Source organism: Aquimarina spinulae, assembly GCF_943373825.1.
Classification (GTDB): domain Bacteria; phylum Bacteroidota; class Bacteroidia; order Flavobacteriales; family Flavobacteriaceae; genus Aquimarina; species Aquimarina spinulae.
Genome location: NZ_CALSBP010000002.1, coordinates 745,273 through 765,190, shown reverse-complemented (window position 1 = coordinate 765,190; position 19,918 = coordinate 745,273). Strand labels below are relative to the sequence as shown.

The window sequence follows — 19,918 nt, the reverse complement described above, 5'->3', positions numbered from 1 at the left end:
ATCATTATAATTCTATTAACGTTTGATTAAGAAAAATTCGTATATTTGAGACATCACTAGCGCATTTAGTGATAATTTTTCTTTTTCATAGCAATTTTTTTCCCATCCTTAATACTTGTATTTAGGGTGGGTTTTGTTTTTAGAATTATGTACTTGCATAATCTAGGCTAAAAAAAGATAGACCAAATTTATTGCTATTTTATCTTATTAATCATTAACATAATTAGCATAAGTTTTTAAGTTTTCGTATCATTCGGGTTTCATATTAAACTACAATCATATTTTACTATCTATGGCTAATCTTTTAGAGGTACAACAGGCCACAAAACAATTTGGAAACTTTACTGCATTGCAAGATGTATCAATTCAGGTACCTAAAGGAAGTATATTTGGATTACTTGGACCTAATGGAGCTGGCAAAACCACACTAATTAGAATCATTAATCAAATCACTTTGCCTGATAAAGGAAGTGTATATCTGGATAATGAACTGCTAAAACCACAACATATTAGAGATATTGGTTATCTGCCAGAAGAAAGAGGCTTGTATAAATCTATGAAAGTAGGTGAGCAAGCATTGTATTTGGCTCAACTTAAAGGGCTTAGTAAAACCGAAGCTAAAGAACGTTTGAAATATTGGTTTGATAAATTTGATATTTCACATTGGTGGAACAAAAAAATACAAGAGCTTTCTAAAGGAATGGCACAAAAGGTACAATTTATTGTCACGGTACTTCATAAACCTAAGTTGCTAATTTTTGATGAACCCTTTAGCGGTTTTGATCCCATAAATGCTAATGTTATTAAAGATGAAATTCTACAACTACGGGATGAAGGAGCAACAGTCATATTTTCTACTCACCGAATGGAAAGTGTAGAAGAATTATGTGATCATATTGCTCTAATTAATAAGTCTAAAAAAATATTAGAAGGCAAGGTAACCGATATAAAGAGAGCTTATAAATCTAATACATTTGAAGTAGGTGTTTTAACCGAAAATAGCACCGATTTATATACCACATTACAAGGTAAATTTGATGTGGCCCCCGCAGATTTTAAAACAATTGATGATCAATTGAAAATGAAAATAACTTTAGATAATAATACATCCTCGAATGAATTATTACAGTATTTATCAGATAAAGGTCAAGTAATGAGATTTAATGAAGTGATCCCAGGAGTTAACGAGATATTTATTAAAACCATTACAGAGAATGAGTAATCTAAAATTAATTATCAAAAGAGAATTTATAGCTCGAGTTCGCAATAGGACCTTTGTAGTGATGACTTTTTTAAGTCCTTTGATCATGGTAGGTATGATTTCTTTAATTGCCTGGCTTGCGACTTTAAACAATGATGAAATTCGTAAAGTTGCATTCTATGATGAAACGGGATTGTTTAGTACAGATTTTAAAGATTCTGGTGATGTCGACTATATAGATTATAGTCATCTAACTTTAAACGATGCAAAAGATTCTGTAGTTATTAAAAAACTTGATGGACTATTGTATGTGCCAAAGAAAAGCTCTAATAGTGAACTTGCTAAATCAATACAGTTTTATGCAGATGAAGCACCAAGTATTTCAATACTTAATAGAATTGAAAAAATTATAGCCAATAAGTTAACCAACCAAAATTTTGAAGAAAAAGGGTTGGATCTGGATGCTATAGAGAACTCAAAAGCCAAAGTAAATATTCTAATAGAAAACTTTTCTGGAGAGAAAACATCAAAGATGTCTAGTTATATAAAAATGATTTTTGGTGGTGTAGCAGGGTATTTCTTAATGATGTTTATTATCATTTATGGTAATATGGTAATGCGATCTGTTATCGAAGAAAAATCTAATCGAATTATAGAAATTATCATTTCTTCTGTAAAACCATTACAGCTTATGATGGGTAAAATTCTGGGAACTTCTTTTGCAGGGATTCTTCAGTTTCTCATCTGGGTGATTTTGGGCGGAGTGTTACTTGCTGTAGTATCTTCGGTTTTTGGGATAGATCCGCAACCTGTAGGTATAGATCAATCGATAGCTATGCAAGGAGATAGTCAGCAAGAAATACAACTAATACTTCAGGATATCATGAAACTTCCATTAGGAACTTTGGTGCTGTCTTTTTTTATTTATTTTATAGGAGGATACTTTTTGTACAGTTCGATTTATGCTGCCATAGGTGCAGCTGTAGATAGTGAAACCGATTCGCAACAATTTATGTTACCTATTATCTTGCCACTAATGCTGGGGATTTATGTAGGGTTCTTTTCTGTAATAGAAAATCCTCATGGTACAGTGTCTACAATATTTTCTATGATTCCTTTAACTTCTCCAATAGTGATGTTAATGCGTATACCTTTTGGGGTACCCTGGTGGGAAGTATTGATTTCTATGCTTCTATTAGTAGGAAGTATTATCTTTATCACATGGATGGCAGGAAAAATATATAGGATAGGAATACTTATGTATGGTAAAAAACCAAGCTATAAAGAGTTATTTAAGTGGATGAAATATTAACGCTATGATGCAGGAAGAAATTACAGAACAAGTAAAAGAGCAGGTAAAAGAAGTTATTCCTAAAAATATTTGGGATACTCTGCAAGAATTTTTCAGTTATGAAATTTTTCATTTCGGAACAGACGAACATCCTTTTGTACTTACTGTAGGTTTATTGTTTTTTGTGATATTGGTTTTTGTTATTACTTCGGTTTTCTTAAAACTTACAAAGAGAGTTTTTACCCGTAAAATGCAGAGTCAGGATAAACTTAAGTTTGAATCGGTATTCTCTTTTTCGAAATATTTTATTTATCTCATTGTTATCTTTTTTGCTTTAGATAGTATTGGATTTAATATCACTGCTATATTTGCTGCTTCTGCCGCATTATTAGTTGGTGTAGGTCTTGCATTACAAACTTTTATTCAGGATATTTTATCCGGTATATTTATTTTTATAGATCAAACGGTACATGTAGGTGATATTATAGAGTTAGATGGTAAAGTAGGACGAGTAGAAGAAATAAAATTAAGAACGACTAGAGCAGTAACCATAGATAATAAAGTTTTAATTATCCCTAATCATAAATATATGTCCTCGTCCTTATATAACTGGACTCAAAACGGAACAGTAACCAGAGAATCTGTTTCTGTCGGTGTTGCTTATGGTAGCGATACACAATTGGTGAAAGAGTTACTGATTAAGGCAGCATCTTCTAATTCAAATGTGCTAAAAGACCCACCTCCAATGGTTTTATTTACAGATTTTGCAGATAGCTCATTAAATTTTAAAGTAATTTTTACTATTGATGATAGTTTTCAATCGGGAGTTCCTAAAAGTGAGATTAGATTTGAAATAGATCGTTTGTTTAGAGAACATAAGATTAATATTCCTTTCCCACAACGTGAGGTTACGATTATAAAAGAATGAAGAAAAACGGATAAAAAAGCATAACATACGCCCCATAAATGAGAAAGAGCCTGATTTTTATATGCATACTACTTTATAGCTTAAACGGTATACGTTGTCAGAGTACTGATTTAGCAAGAATCGAATATACATATATCCCACAAGCCGATAGTGATAATGTTTATAGTCGGTTTAGAATTTCGGCTAATTATCCTATTAAAATGGATGATAAAGGAACTTATCTGGTAATCGGTGCACAATATAGATTTAATAACATAGAGATAGATGACGAGTTAGGGTTTGATGATCAGGGAGACTTAAATAGTTTTCATACTGCAGCTATAGAGTTGGGGTATACATTTAAGATGAAAAATAATTGGAGGTTTGGTACTAAATTCGGAGTTGGAATTTCATCTAATTTTGAAGGGTCTGGTGTAGAAAGAGATGATTTTAGATATAGAGGATCTTTGTATTTTGTAAAGACGTATAAAAATGTACAAGAACCAAAAACGGCTCGTTTAATTGTAGGAGTGCAGTATACTAATCCCGCTAGTCTTAATTTCCCACTTCCTATCATTAATTATTATAAAAGATTTCATCAAAGTTGGTCGTATGCTATTGGGACTCCTAAAACAAATATTAAATATTTTTTTAGTGAAAAAAGTACACTCCAGGCTTTTGTGGGGTTCGATCGTTTTTATGGTAATTTGCGAAATAACAAAGCATATGTAGATGAGAACGGAGAAACAAAAGTAATAGAAAATGTATCGATGTTTAATGTTATGGGAGCATTGGGATATGAATATTATTTTACGGAACACTTATTGTTTTACACATATGCAGGATATACATTAAGTAATGAAATTCGTTTGCGAGATGGTAATCAAGAAAATGTATTAGCAATCAATGATAAAAATACATTCTATTTTCGTGGCGGAATAAAATTAAAAATATAATGGCAAAAATATTAGTAATCGAGGACGAAGCAGCAATCCGTAGGGTTCTTGTAAAAATTTTATCTGAAGAAAATAATAAATACGAAGTCTTTGAAGCGGAAGACGGACTTTCTGGTATAGAAAAAATCAAAGCAGAAGATTATGATCTTGTACTTTGTGATATCAAAATGCCAAAAATGGATGGGGTAGAAGTATTAGAGGCTATAAAAAAGATAAAACCCGAGATTCCTATTGTCATGATTTCTGGTCATGGAGATCTGGATACTGCTGTAAATACAATGAGATTAGGTGCTTTTGATTATATCTCTAAACCGCCAGATCTTAACCGTTTACTCAATACAGTACGTAATGCTTTGGATCGTAAGGAACTGGTCGTAGAGAATAAAATGCTTAAGAAAAAAGTCTCCAAAAATTATGAAATGATTGGAGAATCAAAAGCTATTTCTGATATCAAGAACATCATCGAAAAAGTTGCTGCAACAGATGCAAGAGTATTAATTACCGGCCCTAATGGTACAGGTAAAGAATTAGTCGCGCACTGGATTCATCAAAAAAGCGATCGCTCAAAAGGACCAATGATAGAAGTAAACTGTGCAGCAATACCCGGGGAATTAATAGAAAGTGAACTTTTTGGACATGTAAAAGGAGCTTTTACATCGGCGAATAAAGATCGTGCCGGTAAGTTTGAAGCTGCTAATGGAGGAACGATATTTCTTGATGAAATAGGAGATATGAGCCTTTCTGCACAAGCAAAAGTACTTAGAGCACTACAGGAAAATAAAATACAAAGAGTAGGTAGCGATAAAGATATCAAAGTAGATGTACGTGTAGTTGCTGCTACAAATAAAGATTTAAAGAAAGAAATAGCAGAAAATAAATTTAGAGAGGATCTCTATCACAGATTGGCAGTGATTTTGGTAAAAGTTCCGGCATTAAATGATAGAAGAGATGATATTCCTTTATTGATAGAGTATTTTGCTGAAAAAATATCGGGAGAACAAGGATCACCTATTAAAACGTTTTCTGCCAAAGCCATAAAACAATTACAGCAATATGATTGGACAGGTAATATTAGAGAACTACGCAATGTGGTCGAACGTTTAATTATTCTTGGAGGTAACGAAGTAAGTGAAGAAGATGTAAAACTATTTGCTACTAAGTAATTATTAATCTTTATCTTTTTATATAGTTATAGCAATCGATTATATTTTTTGATGAAAACAATTGTTGTAATTAATACACCTTATATTACGACCAATTCTAGTATATGCCCAAAATAATGAGAAGAATTTTATTGTTGACTTCATTGTTATGTATACCTTATATGTCTTCTGCTCAATATGATCCGGGAGCAACTAACTATGGGTTTGCAGCAGCAAAAAGTTTTGGGCTCGAAAATGAATTAGCACTAGGAGTCAGAATAGAATATGCTTTTAATTGTTACACTACTTTTTTAGGAGAATACAATCGTTCATTTGCTATAGGCGCTGATCAAGAATATGAAGGATATAATGAACTGGGAATTGGAGTAAATTTAATTTTATTTAATTGGTATCCTACTACAATAACAGCCGGAATAGGATATGTAGGTAATGATTCAGACGAATTTGAAGCAATTGAAAAGGATGCTTTTCTGGGGTTTAGAACAGGAAATTTTAACCATGGAGCACAAATTAAAATAAGGGCATTACATCAGATTTCTATCCCTGTACATATTTTTGCAGAACTTAATGTTAAGAGTTTAGGACGTAGATATGATACGTTTATGGTTGGATTTAGCTATGATTTTTATGCTAGGTAGATTTTTTGTAAAAAAAATACTGCACATAAGAGTTTTATTAGATCCAGTTAAGGCTATTAAAATGTAACATCAAATCAGGTTATTTTTTAAAATCCCTAAGTAATTACCAATGTTGTAGATTGATTGCTGGTAGTGTCAATTATTCTAACATAGTGTTCTTTACTTATGCGAACAGAGTCACTAATTATATCAATTTTAAATCGTTTACCGCTATATTCTATTATTTTCCTCCAGGTTTTTCCAAAATCAACGGATAACATGATTAAACTTTTTATCTTATCGCTACTCTTAAACCTAATATTTGCCCATATTTCAGGGTTTGAATTTGCGTGCTTTCTAACAATGATACGTTGAAATGTTCCTCTTCTATATGGGTTTGGTATAACTTTAGCATTAAACTTTTTCATGTCTTCTGTACTTATCAAATAATTTGTACCACCATTATAATCTGTTCCGAATAAGATAGAATTTCCTACCTCTGTAATTCCTGTATATCCACCTTTTTGAATATGAAATTTATGTACTTTCTTCCAACCAGAATTAGATAATTTAGAAATATGGTTAAATTGAGTTTTGGAATTATTTATCCAAATTCCTTTTTTATTATCTCCTTCAGTTAATACCAAACCTTTATATAGATTGATCCATTTTAATATATGTACATGCTTATTTATCCCAGCTTTCTTTAAAAAATCTATTTTATACCAACTATTACCATGATCAGAAGAGTGGTAAATGTAACCAACAAATTTCCATTTGTTTTTTACCATAATGTTAGCATATTCTCCTAAGAATAGCTCGCCATTTGGATTTTCAGTAATAGCATCCCGACGAAAATAGCTTTTAGATGTTGATAATTTAAGAACTCTAGTAAAAGTAATTCCTTTATTTATGGATTTGTATAATATTCCTTGTACGCAAACAAAAATATTATCAGATCTATCAATAAATAAACCTTCAAGATTATTACTAAAAGTAAAACATTTTATAAGTTCATTTTTTGATGAAAGTCTATATAAAGTGGCTTTGTCCTCATATAAACATCCCCAAAGAATATTTGATTTACATTTAAAAACAATGTGCCAATTATTTGTACAGGTATATAACTTTGTATTCAATAAATTTATATAAACACTGTTAATATCTTTAAGGTAGAGTAAAGGTTTTTTTTCTAAAAACTGTATGATTTCATTTTTATCATATAATGATAAACAATATTTAAGTTCCCAAATTATAAAAGAAATAAGTTCAACTATTTTATTTGATCGATAAATATCGATTAAAAAATGAAAAATGTATACTATCTTATTTTTTTTTGACCAATATTTATTTGCTATCATCACAAGTTTTTTTTTGTCCAATAAAAAGGCTTAACCAAGCAAAATTTCTTAAACACTTAACTTTTAATAGATGATCATCGATTTTAGAAAAAAAAGAGAATTTTTTTTTGAATGGCTTGATGTATGCTAATGGTGATAATAAATAAAATACATTAAAACTTGAGTTGTCAAATTGTTTTTTGGTATTAGTAAATTCTTTTATTGTGAAATGATTCCAAGGATAAGATTGAAACTTGAAATTTGTTAATTTTAAAAATACCCTACCAACCCTTGTTATTGGATTATTTTTTAAGTTTTCAATTAATATAATACTGCCATCTTTTTTCAATATTCTATTACATTCTTTAAGAAATAATGGATGATCAACATATTGAAGAACACTATGAGAATATATAATGTCAAAGGAATTATCTTTAAAAGGAAGTTTGTCCTCAAATTTGTAACAAAGAAAATTGATATGAGGAAATTCGAGTTTAGCTTTTGTAATTCGTTCTAAACTACTATCTAACCCTGTTACCTTATAGCCATATTTGTTAAATATAAAAGATTGTTTGCCATAACCACATCCAAAATCTAATAGAGAATTGTAATTTTTCTTTGTGAATAAATAATCAGAAATTATCGGAATTATTGGTTGCAGATAGGTTTTACCATGCCAAGATTCTGTGCAATCATTCCAAATGGTATTTAAATTATTTTCTTTCATTCAACTTACTCTTAATAAATTTTAGAAAAATAATAATGTAATAAATGAGCAATTTAAAAACAGGAGGTATTTTTGTAAACGGATAAACTTCAATTATAATTAAGATTATATCTTGAAGATATCTTTAAATTTACAAATTATTATACAATTTATTCATCTGTATATCTTAAAAAAAGAACAAATTTTATTGAGATAAAGTGAAAAAATGTTAAGAGAATGTTTTTTTAAATGTTGTTAATTAACTATATATGATTTTGATGAATGATAATGTAGAATCAATATTGAGAAACACATGGTAAAACGTTAGATTCTATCAATTCTCTATGGGTAGAGTAAATTAATGTAGGATAGGACTAAACTATTTTCCTACAAACCCAAAACTTTAGTATCTTTCGGGTGATAACACAAATCATAGTATGAAGAAGATAAATCACAAAGATTTTATGGTGTCTAATACCATAGAATTATCCAAAATCCCAACCACCTTTGACCTTAATGAGAGCGAGAAAAAAATAGAGAAAGAACTCGAAGAAACACGTGAGAAATTAGGAAAGCTTCAGGATACTTTATACGCCCATGGCAAGTATGCTGTGCTGGTTTGTCTTCAGGGTATGGATACGGCAGGTAAGGATAGTTTGATTAGAGAAGTATTTAAAGATTTCAATACTCGTGGTATTATCGTTCACAGCTTTAAGGTGCCTACAGCGTTAGAACTAGGTCATGACTATTTATGGAGACACTATATCGCTTTGCCACAACGAGGAAAATTTGGAGTCTTCAATAGAACACATTACGAAAATGTTTTGGTAACACGAGTACATCCAGAATATATAATGGGAGAAAATATACCTCATATCAATACAGTCGAAGATATTAATGATGCATTTTGGGAGCAACGCTTTGAACAAATTCGAAATTTTGAAAAACATATTGCCGAAAATGGTACTTTGATTTATAAATTTTATTTGCATCTATCAAAAGAAGAACAGAAGAACAGGTTACTTCGCAGACTAGAGAAGAAAGAAAAAAACTGGAAGTTTTCTGCAGGCGATCTAAAAGAGCGTAAACTTTGGGATCAATATCAAGATTGTTATCAGGATGCTATAAATAGAACTTCTTTACCACATGCCCCGTGGTATGTGATTCCGGCAGATAATAAACCCGTAGCACGATATATTGTAGCAAAAACTTTATATACAACATTAAAAGAATATGATGATATACAAGAACCAGAATTAGATAACAAAACAAAAGCGAATCTGGATTTGTATAAACAAGAATTAGAGAACGAATAAAAAAGTTTAAGAAAATATTATGGTAAGAACTATAATCCCCATCATTTTTGCAATTTTATCACTTAATAGCTTTGCACAGAATGAAGTAAAAGAAGATGCCGTTACATTAAAAAAAATATATGATACCTCACTACTTGATGGTAAAAGTTATGCATGGCTGGATTACCTCTCTAATCAGATCGGAGGGAGACTTTCGGGTTCTGTAAATGCTCAACTAGCTGTAGAATGGGGAGAAAGAGAGTTAAAAAAACTAGGCTTGGATAAAGTATGGTTACAACCAGTAATGGTACCAAAATGGACTCGTGGAGTAACAGAATTTGCCTATATCGAAACAGAACCAGGTATAACGACTAATGTGCCAATTTGCGCATTAGGAGGTTCTGTACCAACATCAATAGGAGGTATTAAAGCACCTATTGTAGAAGTTAAAGGATTAGAAGAACTCAAAAAACTAGGCACAGCTCAGATTGAAGGGAAAATAGTGTTCTTTAACAGGCCTATGCAAGCAGATCTTATCGAAACATTTAGAGCTTACGGAGGATGTGTAGATCAACGATATTCTGGAGCAGCAGAAGCAGCTAAGTTTGGCGCTGTAGGAGTACTTGTTCGTTCTATGAACCTGAGGCTAGATGATTTCCCTCATACAGGATCAATGAGTTATGGTGACCTGAAAGATATAGATAAAATTCCTGCTGCAGCAATAAGTACTAATGGGGCAGATTTGTTAAGCTCTATGTTAACATTAAATCCTAAAATTAAATTTCATATTAATATGAACTGCCGCACCTGGAAAGATGTGCAATCATACAATGTGATTGCTGAAATTACAGGAAGTGAATTTCCTAAAGAATATATGGTTGTTGGTGGGCATTTAGATTCTTGGGATCTGGGCGATGGTTCTCATGATGATGGGGCAGGAATAGTACAGTCTATGGAAGTATTGAGACTATTTAAAGAAATAGGATATAAACCTAAACGATCTATTCGCGTAGTATTATTTATGAACGAAGAGAACGGATTACGGGGTGGTAAAAAATATGCAAAAGTAGCTAAAGATAAAGGCGAAAATCATGTTTTTGCTTTAGAAAGTGACGCTGGAGGATTTACCCCCAGAGGCTTCTCGTTTGATTGTGATGATGCTAATTTTGCCCAGGTACAAGGCTGGAAACCTCTTTTCGAACCCTATCTGATACATTCTTTCACTCAAGGTGGAAGCGGTGCCGATATCGGGCCACTTAAAAAAGATGGAATTGTACTTGCGGGATTACGACCAGATTCACAACGTTATTTTGATTATCATCATGCAAAGAATGATACTTTTGACGCCGTTAATAAACGAGAACTCGAATTAGGTGCTGCTACAATGACCAGTTTGATATATCTTTTTGATAAATATGGTGTGAAATGATATGGTTAGAATAGTTCCTTTAAAAATAAAATGTTATTTTATTCGAAACTTTCTTTGTCTAACAATTTAAATTACCATCGCAAAGCGCAAAAAGGAAAATAATAGCGATGATACCAATACCGATATTTAGAATTGGTAAACTGGCAGAGACTATGGCAAGAAGATATTTTTTTCTAACAAATAGAAACCAGGAGATAGCAATACTAATACAAGCAATAATAGGATAAAAAACCAGGCTTATTGCCAAAATAATAGTAGGAAGACTATTCTCAGACTCTGGACTATCAAATAGCATGGCAGACATCATAATCATAGGGATCGATGGTAATATCAATATTCCAAAAACAATACTGGTTATAATAAGATAAACCCGGGTACCGTTTCTTTGCTTAACTTCTTTTTCAGGATTTACAATTTCTAACATACTTTTCACTTAAAAAACTAAACCCATACATAATCCAGGTTAAATAACGTTAAATATACGATAAGAATCATTTAGTTTATTTCTGTTCTAATACCTTTGCGTCTTCAAAATTGTAAAATGCTACAACAATACACTAAAGAATTTCGATATAATCTAAAGTTGGCTACACCAGTAATGTTGGGTATGTTGGGACATACTTTTGTAGGCTTAGTCGATAATATTATGGTGGGACAGTTAGGTACGGCAGAGTTGGCAGCTGTATCTCTGGGTAATAGTTTTATGTTTATAGCAATGTCTTTGGGGATAGGGTTTTCTACTGCAATAACACCATTGGTAGCAGAGGCAGATGGAGAAAATAATTTTGCTAGTGGTAAATCTGCATTTAAACATGGGTTATTTCTATGTACTACATTAGGAATTGCATTATTTTTGTTGATACTTGTAGCAAAACCATTGATGTATTTAATGAAACAACCTCCAGAGGTGGTTGAACTGGCAATACCATATCTGGATCTGGTCGCTTTTTCTTTGATTCCTCTAGTAAGTTTTCAGGCATTAAAGCAATTTTCAGATGGATTGTCTATGACCAAGTATCCTATGTATGCAACTTTGGTTGCTAATTTGGTAAATATAGCCCTCAATTATGTATTGATTTTCGGTAAATTTGGTTTTCCGCAAATGGGAATAGTAGGAGCAGCCGTTGGGACATTAGCTTCAAGGTTTGTAATGGTTATCTTTTTATGGGTTTTTCTAAAAAATAAAGAAAAATCTACCTCGTATGTTACTCATATCAAGTTTTTCTCACTAGAGAGAAAAATGATAAACAGAATAATAGCCTTAGGATTTCCTTCTGCATTACAAATGTTTTTTGAAGTGGCAATTTTTACTGCTGCGATATGGTTATCAGGTATTTTAGGTAAAAACTCTCAGGCAGCTAATCAAATTGCATTAAACCTATCTTCTATGACGTTTATGATAGCTATGGGATTAAGTGTGGCTGCAATGGTACGTGTAGGTAATCAAAAAGGACTTCAGCATTTTATAGACCTAAGAAGAATAGCAATTTCAATATTCCTGCTCACGTTTTTATTAGCAGTGGTGTTTGCTTTATTATTTATTCTGTTTAACGATTTACTACCCCGAATATATCTTGATATAGAAGATACAGAAAATATAGCAGATAATACCGAGGTGATTACCATTGCAGCAAAGCTATTAGTTATCGCTGCATTATTTCAAATTTCTGATGGGATACAAGTTACTGTACTAGGAGCCTTGCGAGGTCTGCAAGATGTTAAAATTCCTACTTTAATTACGTTCATTGCATATTGGGTAGTAGGATTTCCTATTAGCTATTATTTAGGATTATATACCGAATATAAAAGTTCAGGAATTTGGATTGGATTGCTGGCAGGTCTTTCTGTTTCTGCATTACTTCTATACCTTAGATTTAATGCTTTGACCAAAGGTTTAATTCATAAAAATTAAAATTATAACCTCTTTTTTGCCTGTCAAATCAAGGCTTTAGGAATAAATTTTTAAATAAAAATAAAGACCAAATACCATTTTCATACTTATTACGTTTATTTGGTATTAACGAATAATTAACTATCTTTCCAAAAAAAGAGAATACAAAATATGAGAGTCCCAAATTCTAGATTTTGTCTACTGCTTGTAACGCTTACCATATTGGTTACACAGAGTAGTATAAGTCAAAACTTTGTTCATAGTAAAAATCAAAATCTTATTCCTAACCCTAGTTTCGAAGCTACAAATGCAGCTATTTCACGACTGGATATGGAGATGCAAAACTTTGGAATTGTTAAGGATTGGAAAGCTACAATTAATTCTCCGGATGCTTATCACCCTAGATTAGCAGATATTAGATTTATTCATAAATCGCCAAATTTTTTAAAGCAGTTTGGAACACAGGAGCCCAGAACAGGAGAAGGTAAAGTAGGAATGTATATTGCTGGTGGCCCTTATAAAGAAGGAGTAACTGCCAAATTAAAACAACCATTATCCAAGGGGAAATATTACTATTTTCATATGTATGTCTCTTTAGGAGAAGGTATCTCGAATTCCTGTACTTCATCTATTGGATCATATTTTACTGCCAGAAGGCCAAAAATAACTACGACTTCTAGATTTCCTTTAAATATAGAATCCTCCAAAATGGTATGTAATACCAAGGGATGGACTAAAGTTTGTGGAGTATATAGAGCAAAAGGAACAGAAAAATTTATTTCTTTAGGATATTTCTCAGATAGCCCAAAAGGAAAATCTGTAAAAGGAGGAGGGTTTGACACAGCCTACTATTTTGTAGATGATGTCTTGCTAATGGAAATGAAGAATACCAAAAACCTTACATCTAACCAGGTATGTGATATGGCTCTTGATTTTTCACCTGTAGAGTTCTTGGTAGGTGAAAGCGAAGCATACAAAGAAATTAAAGAGGCATTAGATTCTTATATTCAATATGTAACTATATTTAAAGTAAACAAAGTTAAAATTATTGGCCATGCAGATGATGCCGGTTCATCTTTTGAAAACGAAATCATGTCTGCAATGAGAGCAAGTAATGTGAAAAAATATTTTGTTGAGCAAGGTATAGACCAATCTTTAATCGAAATAGTAGGAGCTGGAGATACTATGCCCGTTGTTACTGCAGATTCTAATTTGGATCCAGAATCAAACAACAGAGTAGAAATTAAAATTGAATAGTAGTTCCCTAATAATTTTCTGATTTCCTTAAAAAAGATAGTACCTTTGAAACTTTGAAATTTTAAGTATTCATTATGGACTTCCCAAAATTCTTACTAGGCGATAATACTGATTATCCAGATGCTATTTTTGTAATTCATACAGAGTTTCCGAGATGTATTATCAATCTGGAAAATGATGAAATAGAATGGCTTGAAGAGTTTGACAAAAATGATGAAAAAGAATTGTTAGAGGAAACAGAAAATCTTTTTAAAACTGCTAACGATTTTTATGATCGTGAAATAGAACGTTACGACGAATAAAAATAGATAAACGACCATAACAATGGAAGATCTCATACAATTAGATAAAGAACTTTTTTTATATCTCAATAACCTGGGTTCATCTGCATGGGATGGATTTTGGTTATTTATGACAGAGAAACTGTACCAGATTCCTCTGTATCTAGTATTACTTATTTTTTTCTATAAATATTTTGGAATTAGAGGTACGATCATTACACTGGTGGTTGTCGCATTACTAATTACTGCTACCGATCAACTATCAAATTTGTTCAAAAATGTGTTGTTTATGCGACCACGGCCATGTAGAGCAGATGGGGTAGCAGAGTTTACACGTTTTATTGCAGAACGATGTGGACGACATGGATATTTTTCTGGTCATGCAGCTAGCTCTATGGCGTTAGCTTTTTTTACAGGATTAGCCTTACGAAAACACCTAAAATATATCTTTCCATTTATGGTGGTATGGTCAATTGTTGTTAGTTATAGCAGAATTTATATAGGAGTACATTATCCGGGCGATATTGTCACTGGTATGGCAATAGGTATTTTATTGGGAGTGGGAGCGTTTAAGCTACATACATTTCTGGTAAAAAAATACGGAGAAGTCGAATGATCAGAAGTAGGCTCAGATATAGTCTAGTTTAAAACCTCTTCTTTTTCTTCTTTTTCCCAAAAAGACGCTTAAAGAAATTATCTCTTTTTTCGGGTTTACAATCCAAATCTTTTAAAACTTCTTTTGAGCTTTCTTCAAATTTACTTTTTGTAATAGGATCAAATGTACTATCCAGATTCATCTTTTGATACAATTTGGCGAAAATTGGTAGTGCAGTATTGGCTCCCTGTCCCAAAGCAGTAGTTTTAAAACCAATATTATAATTATCATTTCCTACCCAGGTGATCGTTACCAGATTTGGGGTGATCCCTACAAACCACCCATCCTTATTATCTTGGGTAGTTCCTGTTTTTCCTGCAATATCGTTTTTAAGGTTATAGGTCGCTCTAAGTCTGGTTGCAGTACCTTGCTCTACAGTAGATTTCATCATTTCTAAAAGCACCTGCCTGGTGTAATTACTATAAGCAGGAGCCTCAGCTATTTCAGGTTCGAAAGTAGCAATTAAACGGCCATTTTTATCTTCAATTCTCGAAATATAATAAGGCTTCACACTTTTACCTTCATTTACATAACTTGCATATGCTCCGGCCAATTCTTTTAATTTGATACCATCTGTACCTAATGCCATTGCAGGTTCTTCTGAAAGTATAGCAGTGATCCCCAGTTTTCTTACCTGATCTACAACTTTGGGAATACCAACCTTATTGAGCACCTTTACCGCAATAGTATTAACAGAGTTACTGAGTGCTTTTTCTAGTGTAAAATTAAGATATGGATCATTTCGTTCTGAAGCATTTTTAGGGGTCCAGTTGTCTAAATTTGTGTAGGTAATCTCTTTTGTCGAGAAATAAGAACAAGGTTTCATGCCATTTTCTATAGCAGTGGTATATACAAAAGGTTTAAAAGTAGATCCGACTTGTCTTTCGCTTTGCGAAACATGGTCATATTTAAAATAACGATAATCAATCCCTCCCAGATATGCTTGTACTGCACCCGTTGTTGGTTCGATAGCAATCATTCCGGTATTCAGAAATTTTAAATAATGTTGTATACTATCCAGAGAAGATATTTTTTTGGTAATGTTGCCGCTCCACTCGAATAGTTCTATGTCTTTCTTTGCAGAAAGAGAATCTTCAATTTGTGCTTCTGTCAACCCTTGTTCCTTGTATATCGAATAGATTTTAAGACTTTTGATCGCATTTTGAACAAGATCTTTATCGGTCTTCCAGGGAGCAGCACTACCAAAAGATTTTTCATAATCGTTTTGTAAAACTTGCATATGTTCTTTCATAGCTTCTTCTGCCAAAACCTGCATTTTATAATCTAGCGTAGTGTGTACAATCAAACCATCATTATAGATATCATAAACAGTGCTGTCTGGTTTTTTATGTTTCTCTAAGATATTGATCAATTCTTTTTTTACTTCTTCTCTGAAATAAGGTGCCAATCCAAGGTCGTGATTAAAGTGTTGATAATCCATAACGATAGGCTGACTCATAGTTTGATTTGATCGATGAGCACTTAGGTATCCATATTTAACCATTTGTTGAAGTACAACATCTCTTCTTAGCTGGCTTCTTTCGGGAAACAGTCTTGGATTATAACTATGGTTGGCTTTAAGTGTCCCAACCAGTGTGGCAGCTTCAGAGAGTGTTAATTGATGAGTGGATTTATTAAAGAATTTCTGGGCAGCACTTTCAATTCCGTAAGTATTATCTGGAAACGGAACAGTATTAAAATATAGTGTGAGAATCTCTTTTTTTGAATATATATCTTCTATTCTTTTGGCAACAAAAGATTCTTTCAATTTATTGATTACGGTACTAAATAATTTATATTTTTTTCTTCCAAAGAGATTTTTTGCCAATTGTAAAGTTATGGTACTTCCTCCTCCTGAAGATTTATCCCGAAGTAAAATGGTCTTAAAAAACACACGTAATAAGCTTGTGTTATCTACACCATCATGTTCATAAAAACGTACATCTTCTGTAGCTACTAGTGCATCTATAAGGTGCTGAGGTAAATCCTCGTATGATATGGGTTGTCTATCATAGATATAATATTTACCAATCATATGACCATCTTTATCCAGTACTTGAGTGGCCTCGGCCTGTTTTAAAGAACCTAATTCTTCTTTATCAGGTAATTTACCCCAAAAACCAAAATATATACTAGCATAAAAGCAAATGCTGAAGAAAATGAACGCACCAATGGTATAGAATAACCATTTTACCCATTTTTTCTTAAATATTGTCTTTATCATAATCATAATACCGACATACATAACGTCGAAAATGCCATATTATTAGGAGATATAGGTTTCTTGTTTTTTCTGAAATTTTGAATGAATATCGCATATTATCATGAATAACGAAAAAGGCAACGAAATAGTAATAAGGAGTTTTTGCATTGCAATAAGAACATTAATAGCTGCTTTGGCGCATTTCCTGGTAGAATGATACCGATAGAAAATATAGTAAGTTTAAGTTTGTCTAAAAATACCCTGTAATCAAATAAAAATTTAAAACTTTTAACAAGTAAAAATTTAAAAAAAATAATTGATTTTTAAAGTTGATTTCTTAAAAGTTTCATTTTTTTTATTTAGACTTGTAGTAACAAATTACTCAGTGAAATAATATACGCTCAATTGAAAATTACTTGGAGTAAATGAATAAAAAATACACCAAGATTTATAATCGAGATAATAGCATTTAGCAAAAAAAATGCTATTTGAAATATGTAAAGTATAGAATTAATTCTTAAACCTGTGAGTCCTATGAAAAGAGTAATTGTTGACTACAAAAAACTTAACAAAGATATTTTAAACCTACTAGTAGAAAAGTTTCCCGATGGCTATAATGATAGAGATATTGTTCATTTTAGAAACCAACATAATGAAGCAATAGAAGCTGTAGAAGTAAGAACAGAAGAGACGATCTATTTGGTTAAAATTAGCAAACGTCTGGCAGATACTATGGAAAGCTTTGAAGAGGAAGAAGAAAGTGTAAGTGCTGGCGATAATATTCCTGAAGAAGTGAGTAAAGACCAGGTTGCAGGTATTGATGATAAGTAATCTTAAGGCTATTATGTCATCATTTTAGATAAGATGGTGAATAAATAAAGATCATTTTTTTTCGAAGTATACATTCTCTTTACTTTTGATATTTTTTTTATAAGAATTTGGAGATTCTCCTGTTTTGTTTTTAAAAAGCCTACTAAAATATGAAGGGCTTTCGAAGCCTAATATAAAAGAGATTTCTTTCGAGCTGATTTGGCTATAAAGAAGTAATCGTTTTGCTTCAATAATTATGCGATCAATAATTATTTTCTTGCTTGAGGACCCATTAACGAGCATTGTAATTTCGGTTAGTTTTCTATTCGATAAACCTAACTCCTGAGCATAAAAATCACATTCGTGATAACTAGAAAAATTGAGTTCTAATAATTCTAGAAATTTATAATACATCTTTTTCTCATAAGATTGATTTAAATTTTGATTACCACTATTGATTTCATTGCATTTTCGTTGTAATTTCACTAATAAAGTGAGTAATAAAAAAACGATTGTATTCCTTCTCCCATAAGAATATAAAGGGCATAAATACTCATAATGAAGTTGATCCAAAATTGCTTCAAAATGTGATACATCATCTTTGTCTAAAACAATTGTATTTACTTTGGATATATTATGAATTATTGATAAAAAAGAGATGTTGTCGATTGTAGTTTGAAAAGGAATAAGTTCACTATCAAAACGAATTAGAAAACCTTGCATGTTTTTTCCTTTAATAAAGTCGTGTACCTGCCCTCGCTCTATTAAATAAAAAGTGTTTGGAGTTTTTAGATTAACAAGCTCATCGTCTATGTTCTGAAGTGCTTCACCAGATTTAAAATAAATAACCTCATGATATGTATGACGATGTGGATCTCTGTTTTTTCTATTTCTGTTTTTTTCATGAAGTAAGGGACGCATAAAAAAGGGTAAATCTTTTTTATCCGAGAATTTATCTAATCGAATCAAATCTTTATCTTTCATACATCAAAAATAACTCATTATGCTGCATTAATAATAATGAAAAAACAAAAAGTACAACAATTATAGCACTTTTATGAATCTACTTTGTTTTTAAATAAACGAGATTGCAACTAATAAATTATACTATGTTAACTTCATTACAAATAAAAGAGGAAGCAAATCGATTACATGATTCAGAAAAAAATAAAAAACAGGTAGTAGCCACAACAAATTATTTTCCCGAGATGGATATCAATGATGCCTATCAAATTCAGGAAGAGTGGGTTAATATCAAAAAAAAAGAAGGTAGAAAAGTAGTTGGATATAAAATTGGGCTTACTTCAAAGGTAATGCAAGTCGCCATGAATATCAATGAACCGGACTATGGAACACTATTAGACAATATGGTTTATGAAAATGGTTGTGAGATAAAAACTTCTGATTTTTTGGACCCTAGAATAGAGGTAGAGCTAGCTTTTGTACTAAAAAAACCACTTTTTGGCGATACTCTTACAGTAGAAGATGTATTGGATGCAACAGATTATGTAGTGCCTGTACTAGAACTTATTGCAGCACGTACTTATCGAGTAGATCCCAAGACCAATTATGTTAGAACTGTTAAAGACACAATTTCGGATAATGCAGCGAATGCAGGGATTATTTTGGGCAATACCAGAATTAATCCTCGAGATATAGATTTAAGATGGGTAGCTGCATTATTATACAAAAATGGAACTATCGAGGAGTCTGGTGTTGCTGCAGCGGTACTTGATCATCCTGCCAAAGGGGTCATCTGGTTAGCAAAAAAATATGCAAGACATAATATAACGTTAGACGCAGGACAAATCATTTTGGCAGGCTCTTTTACACGTCCGGTTATTGTAAAAGCCGGGGATACTATTACCGTTGATTATAATTCACTGGGAAAAATAACTTGTAATTTTATGTAATAC

19 protein-coding genes are annotated in these 19,918 nt (G+C 31.9%); 14 read left to right on the top strand and 5 right to left on the bottom strand.

Going from position 1 to position 19,918, the window contains the following annotated elements:
- Positions 1 to 292: 292 nt before the first annotated feature.
- The 6 genes from NNH57_RS08955 to NNH57_RS08930 all read left to right on the top strand — a co-directional run bounded on the left by NNH57_RS08955 (position 293) and on the right by NNH57_RS08930 (position 6,156).
- On the top strand, positions 293 to 1,222 hold the full coding sequence (locus NNH57_RS08955) for an ABC transporter ATP-binding protein (RefSeq protein WP_074408761.1): 930 nt from the start codon (positions 293 to 295) through the stop codon (positions 1,220 to 1,222).
- Entirely contained in the window at positions 1,215 to 2,513 is a 1,299-nt protein-coding gene (locus NNH57_RS08950; protein ID WP_074408760.1) for an ABC transporter permease, read from the top strand. The genes NNH57_RS08955 and NNH57_RS08950 overlap by 8 nt, the downstream gene beginning before the upstream one ends.
- 4 nt (positions 2,514 to 2,517) lie before the next feature.
- Positions 2,518 to 3,420 carry a mechanosensitive ion channel family protein gene (locus tag NNH57_RS08945; RefSeq protein WP_373419393.1) on the top strand — a complete coding sequence of 301 codons (903 nt, stop codon included), beginning with the start codon at positions 2,518 to 2,520 and terminating at the stop codon, positions 3,418 to 3,420.
- A 38-nt stretch (positions 3,421 to 3,458) separates the two neighbouring features.
- Positions 3,459 to 4,355, top strand: a complete 897-nt coding sequence (locus NNH57_RS08940) for a DUF6268 family outer membrane beta-barrel protein (RefSeq protein ID WP_074408759.1) — start codon at positions 3,459 to 3,461, stop codon at positions 4,353 to 4,355.
- Positions 4,355 to 5,518, top strand: coding sequence for a sigma-54-dependent transcriptional regulator (locus NNH57_RS08935; protein ID WP_074408758.1), 1,164 nt, complete (start codon positions 4,355 to 4,357; stop codon positions 5,516 to 5,518). Before NNH57_RS08940 ends, NNH57_RS08935 begins: the two co-directional genes overlap by 1 nt.
- Positions 5,519 to 5,634: 116 nt before the next feature.
- A complete protein-coding gene (locus NNH57_RS08930; RefSeq protein WP_132066076.1) occupies positions 5,635 to 6,156 on the top strand; it encodes a hypothetical protein in 522 nt (173 codons plus the stop codon).
- Between the two features lie 95 nt (positions 6,157 to 6,251).
- Here the strand turns inward: NNH57_RS08930 and NNH57_RS08925 are convergent, their stop codons facing one another.
- Both NNH57_RS08925 and NNH57_RS08920 read right to left on the bottom strand, forming a co-directional pair.
- Entirely contained in the window at positions 6,252 to 7,274 is a 1,023-nt protein-coding gene (locus NNH57_RS08925; protein WP_132066074.1) for a beta propeller repeat protein, read from the bottom strand.
- A gap of 208 nt (positions 7,275 to 7,482) precedes the next feature.
- Positions 7,483 to 8,202: a class I SAM-dependent methyltransferase gene (locus tag NNH57_RS08920; protein WP_108807810.1), complete on the bottom strand. Its 720-nt coding sequence runs from the start codon at positions 8,200 to 8,202 to the stop codon at positions 7,483 to 7,485.
- A gap of 416 nt (positions 8,203 to 8,618) precedes the next feature.
- Here NNH57_RS08920 and NNH57_RS08915 point away from each other — a divergent pair, with 416 nt between their 5' ends.
- Together NNH57_RS08915 and NNH57_RS08910 are read left to right on the top strand one after the other, a co-directional pair.
- On the top strand, positions 8,619 to 9,497 hold the full coding sequence (locus NNH57_RS08915; RefSeq protein WP_074408754.1) for a PPK2 family polyphosphate kinase: 879 nt from the start codon (positions 8,619 to 8,621) through the stop codon (positions 9,495 to 9,497).
- A 19-nt stretch (positions 9,498 to 9,516) separates the two neighbouring features.
- Positions 9,517 to 10,905 (top strand): M20/M25/M40 family metallo-hydrolase, encoded by a 1,389-nt coding sequence (locus NNH57_RS08910; protein ID WP_074408753.1) that lies wholly within the window; start codon positions 9,517 to 9,519, stop codon positions 10,903 to 10,905.
- Between the two features lie 58 nt (positions 10,906 to 10,963).
- Here NNH57_RS08910 and NNH57_RS08905 read toward each other — a convergent pair whose 3' ends face one another.
- Positions 10,964 to 11,329: a hypothetical protein gene (locus NNH57_RS08905; protein WP_074408752.1), complete on the bottom strand. Its 366-nt coding sequence runs from the start codon at positions 11,327 to 11,329 to the stop codon at positions 10,964 to 10,966.
- Between the two features lie 117 nt (positions 11,330 to 11,446).
- On the opposite strand from NNH57_RS08905, the gene NNH57_RS08900 reads away from it, so the two are divergent.
- From NNH57_RS08900 to NNH57_RS08885, 4 genes are all read left to right on the top strand, one after another.
- Positions 11,447 to 12,817, top strand: coding sequence for an MATE family efflux transporter (locus tag NNH57_RS08900; RefSeq protein ID WP_074408751.1), 1,371 nt, complete (start codon positions 11,447 to 11,449; stop codon positions 12,815 to 12,817).
- A 150-nt stretch (positions 12,818 to 12,967) separates the two neighbouring features.
- Entirely contained in the window at positions 12,968 to 14,053 is a 1,086-nt protein-coding gene (locus NNH57_RS08895) for an OmpA family protein (protein WP_082994939.1), read from the top strand.
- 74 nt (positions 14,054 to 14,127) lie between these two features.
- The gene (locus tag NNH57_RS08890; protein WP_074408749.1) at positions 14,128 to 14,355 is read left to right on the top strand and encodes a hypothetical protein; all 228 of its coding nucleotides are present in this window, start codon (positions 14,128 to 14,130) and stop codon (positions 14,353 to 14,355) included.
- A 22-nt stretch (positions 14,356 to 14,377) separates the two neighbouring features.
- A complete protein-coding gene (locus tag NNH57_RS08885; RefSeq protein WP_074408748.1) occupies positions 14,378 to 14,950 on the top strand; it encodes a phosphatase PAP2 family protein in 573 nt (190 codons plus the stop codon).
- A gap of 28 nt (positions 14,951 to 14,978) precedes the next feature.
- On the opposite strand, the gene NNH57_RS08880 is transcribed toward NNH57_RS08885, so the two are convergent.
- On the bottom strand, positions 14,979 to 17,213 hold the full coding sequence (locus tag NNH57_RS08880) for a penicillin-binding protein 1A (RefSeq protein WP_108807860.1): 2,235 nt from the start codon (positions 17,211 to 17,213) through the stop codon (positions 14,979 to 14,981).
- Between the two features lie 513 nt (positions 17,214 to 17,726).
- Here NNH57_RS08880 and NNH57_RS08875 point away from each other — a divergent pair.
- Positions 17,727 to 18,023: a hypothetical protein gene (locus NNH57_RS08875; RefSeq protein WP_074408746.1), complete on the top strand. Its 297-nt coding sequence runs from the start codon at positions 17,727 to 17,729 to the stop codon at positions 18,021 to 18,023.
- Positions 18,024 to 18,074: 51 nt separating this feature from the next.
- Here NNH57_RS08875 and NNH57_RS08870 read toward each other — a convergent pair whose 3' ends face one another.
- Positions 18,075 to 18,986 (bottom strand): AraC family transcriptional regulator, encoded by a 912-nt coding sequence (locus NNH57_RS08870; protein WP_074408745.1) that lies wholly within the window; start codon positions 18,984 to 18,986, stop codon positions 18,075 to 18,077.
- A gap of 125 nt (positions 18,987 to 19,111) precedes the next feature.
- Between NNH57_RS08870 and hpaH the strand changes: the two genes are divergently transcribed.
- On the top strand, positions 19,112 to 19,915 hold the full coding sequence (hpaH, locus tag NNH57_RS08865) for a 2-oxo-hept-4-ene-1,7-dioate hydratase (RefSeq protein WP_074408744.1): 804 nt from the start codon (positions 19,112 to 19,114) through the stop codon (positions 19,913 to 19,915).
- The last annotated feature ends 3 nt before the right edge of the window (positions 19,916 to 19,918 follow it).

Excerpts from the sequence above, each read along its gene's own strand:
- NNH57_RS08955 (WP_074408761.1), top strand. The coding sequence starts at position 293 with ATGGCTAATCTTTTAGAGGTACAACAGGCCACAAAACAATTTGGAAAC.
- NNH57_RS08950 (WP_074408760.1), top strand. The coding sequence starts at position 1,215 with ATGAGTAATCTAAAATTAATTATCAAAAGAGAATTTATAGCTCGAGTT.
- NNH57_RS08945 (WP_373419393.1), top strand. The coding sequence starts at position 2,518 with ATGATGCAGGAAGAAATTACAGAACAAGTAAAAGAGCAGGTAAAAGAA.
- NNH57_RS08940 (WP_074408759.1), top strand. The coding sequence starts at position 3,459 with ATGAGAAAGAGCCTGATTTTTATATGCATACTACTTTATAGCTTAAAC.
- NNH57_RS08935 (WP_074408758.1), top strand. The coding sequence starts at position 4,355 with ATGGCAAAAATATTAGTAATCGAGGACGAAGCAGCAATCCGTAGGGTT.
- NNH57_RS08930 (WP_132066076.1), top strand. The coding sequence starts at position 5,635 with ATGAGAAGAATTTTATTGTTGACTTCATTGTTATGTATACCTTATATG.
- NNH57_RS08920 (WP_108807810.1), bottom strand. The coding sequence starts at position 8,202 with ATGAAAGAAAATAATTTAAATACCATTTGGAATGATTGCACAGAATCT.
- NNH57_RS08915 (WP_074408754.1), top strand. The coding sequence starts at position 8,619 with ATGAAGAAGATAAATCACAAAGATTTTATGGTGTCTAATACCATAGAA.
- NNH57_RS08910 (WP_074408753.1), top strand. The coding sequence starts at position 9,517 with ATGGTAAGAACTATAATCCCCATCATTTTTGCAATTTTATCACTTAAT.
- NNH57_RS08905 (WP_074408752.1), bottom strand. The coding sequence starts at position 11,329 with ATGTTAGAAATTGTAAATCCTGAAAAAGAAGTTAAGCAAAGAAACGGT.
- NNH57_RS08900 (WP_074408751.1), top strand. The coding sequence starts at position 11,447 with ATGCTACAACAATACACTAAAGAATTTCGATATAATCTAAAGTTGGCT.
- NNH57_RS08895 (WP_082994939.1), top strand. The coding sequence starts at position 12,968 with ATGAGAGTCCCAAATTCTAGATTTTGTCTACTGCTTGTAACGCTTACC.
- NNH57_RS08890 (WP_074408749.1), top strand. The coding sequence starts at position 14,128 with ATGGACTTCCCAAAATTCTTACTAGGCGATAATACTGATTATCCAGAT.
- NNH57_RS08885 (WP_074408748.1), top strand. The coding sequence starts at position 14,378 with ATGGAAGATCTCATACAATTAGATAAAGAACTTTTTTTATATCTCAAT.
- NNH57_RS08880 (WP_108807860.1), bottom strand. The coding sequence starts at position 17,213 with ATGATAAAGACAATATTTAAGAAAAAATGGGTAAAATGGTTATTCTAT.
- NNH57_RS08875 (WP_074408746.1), top strand. The coding sequence starts at position 17,727 with ATGAAAAGAGTAATTGTTGACTACAAAAAACTTAACAAAGATATTTTA.
- NNH57_RS08870 (WP_074408745.1), bottom strand. The coding sequence starts at position 18,986 with ATGAAAGATAAAGATTTGATTCGATTAGATAAATTCTCGGATAAAAAA.
- hpaH (WP_074408744.1), top strand. The coding sequence starts at position 19,112 with ATGTTAACTTCATTACAAATAAAAGAGGAAGCAAATCGATTACATGAT.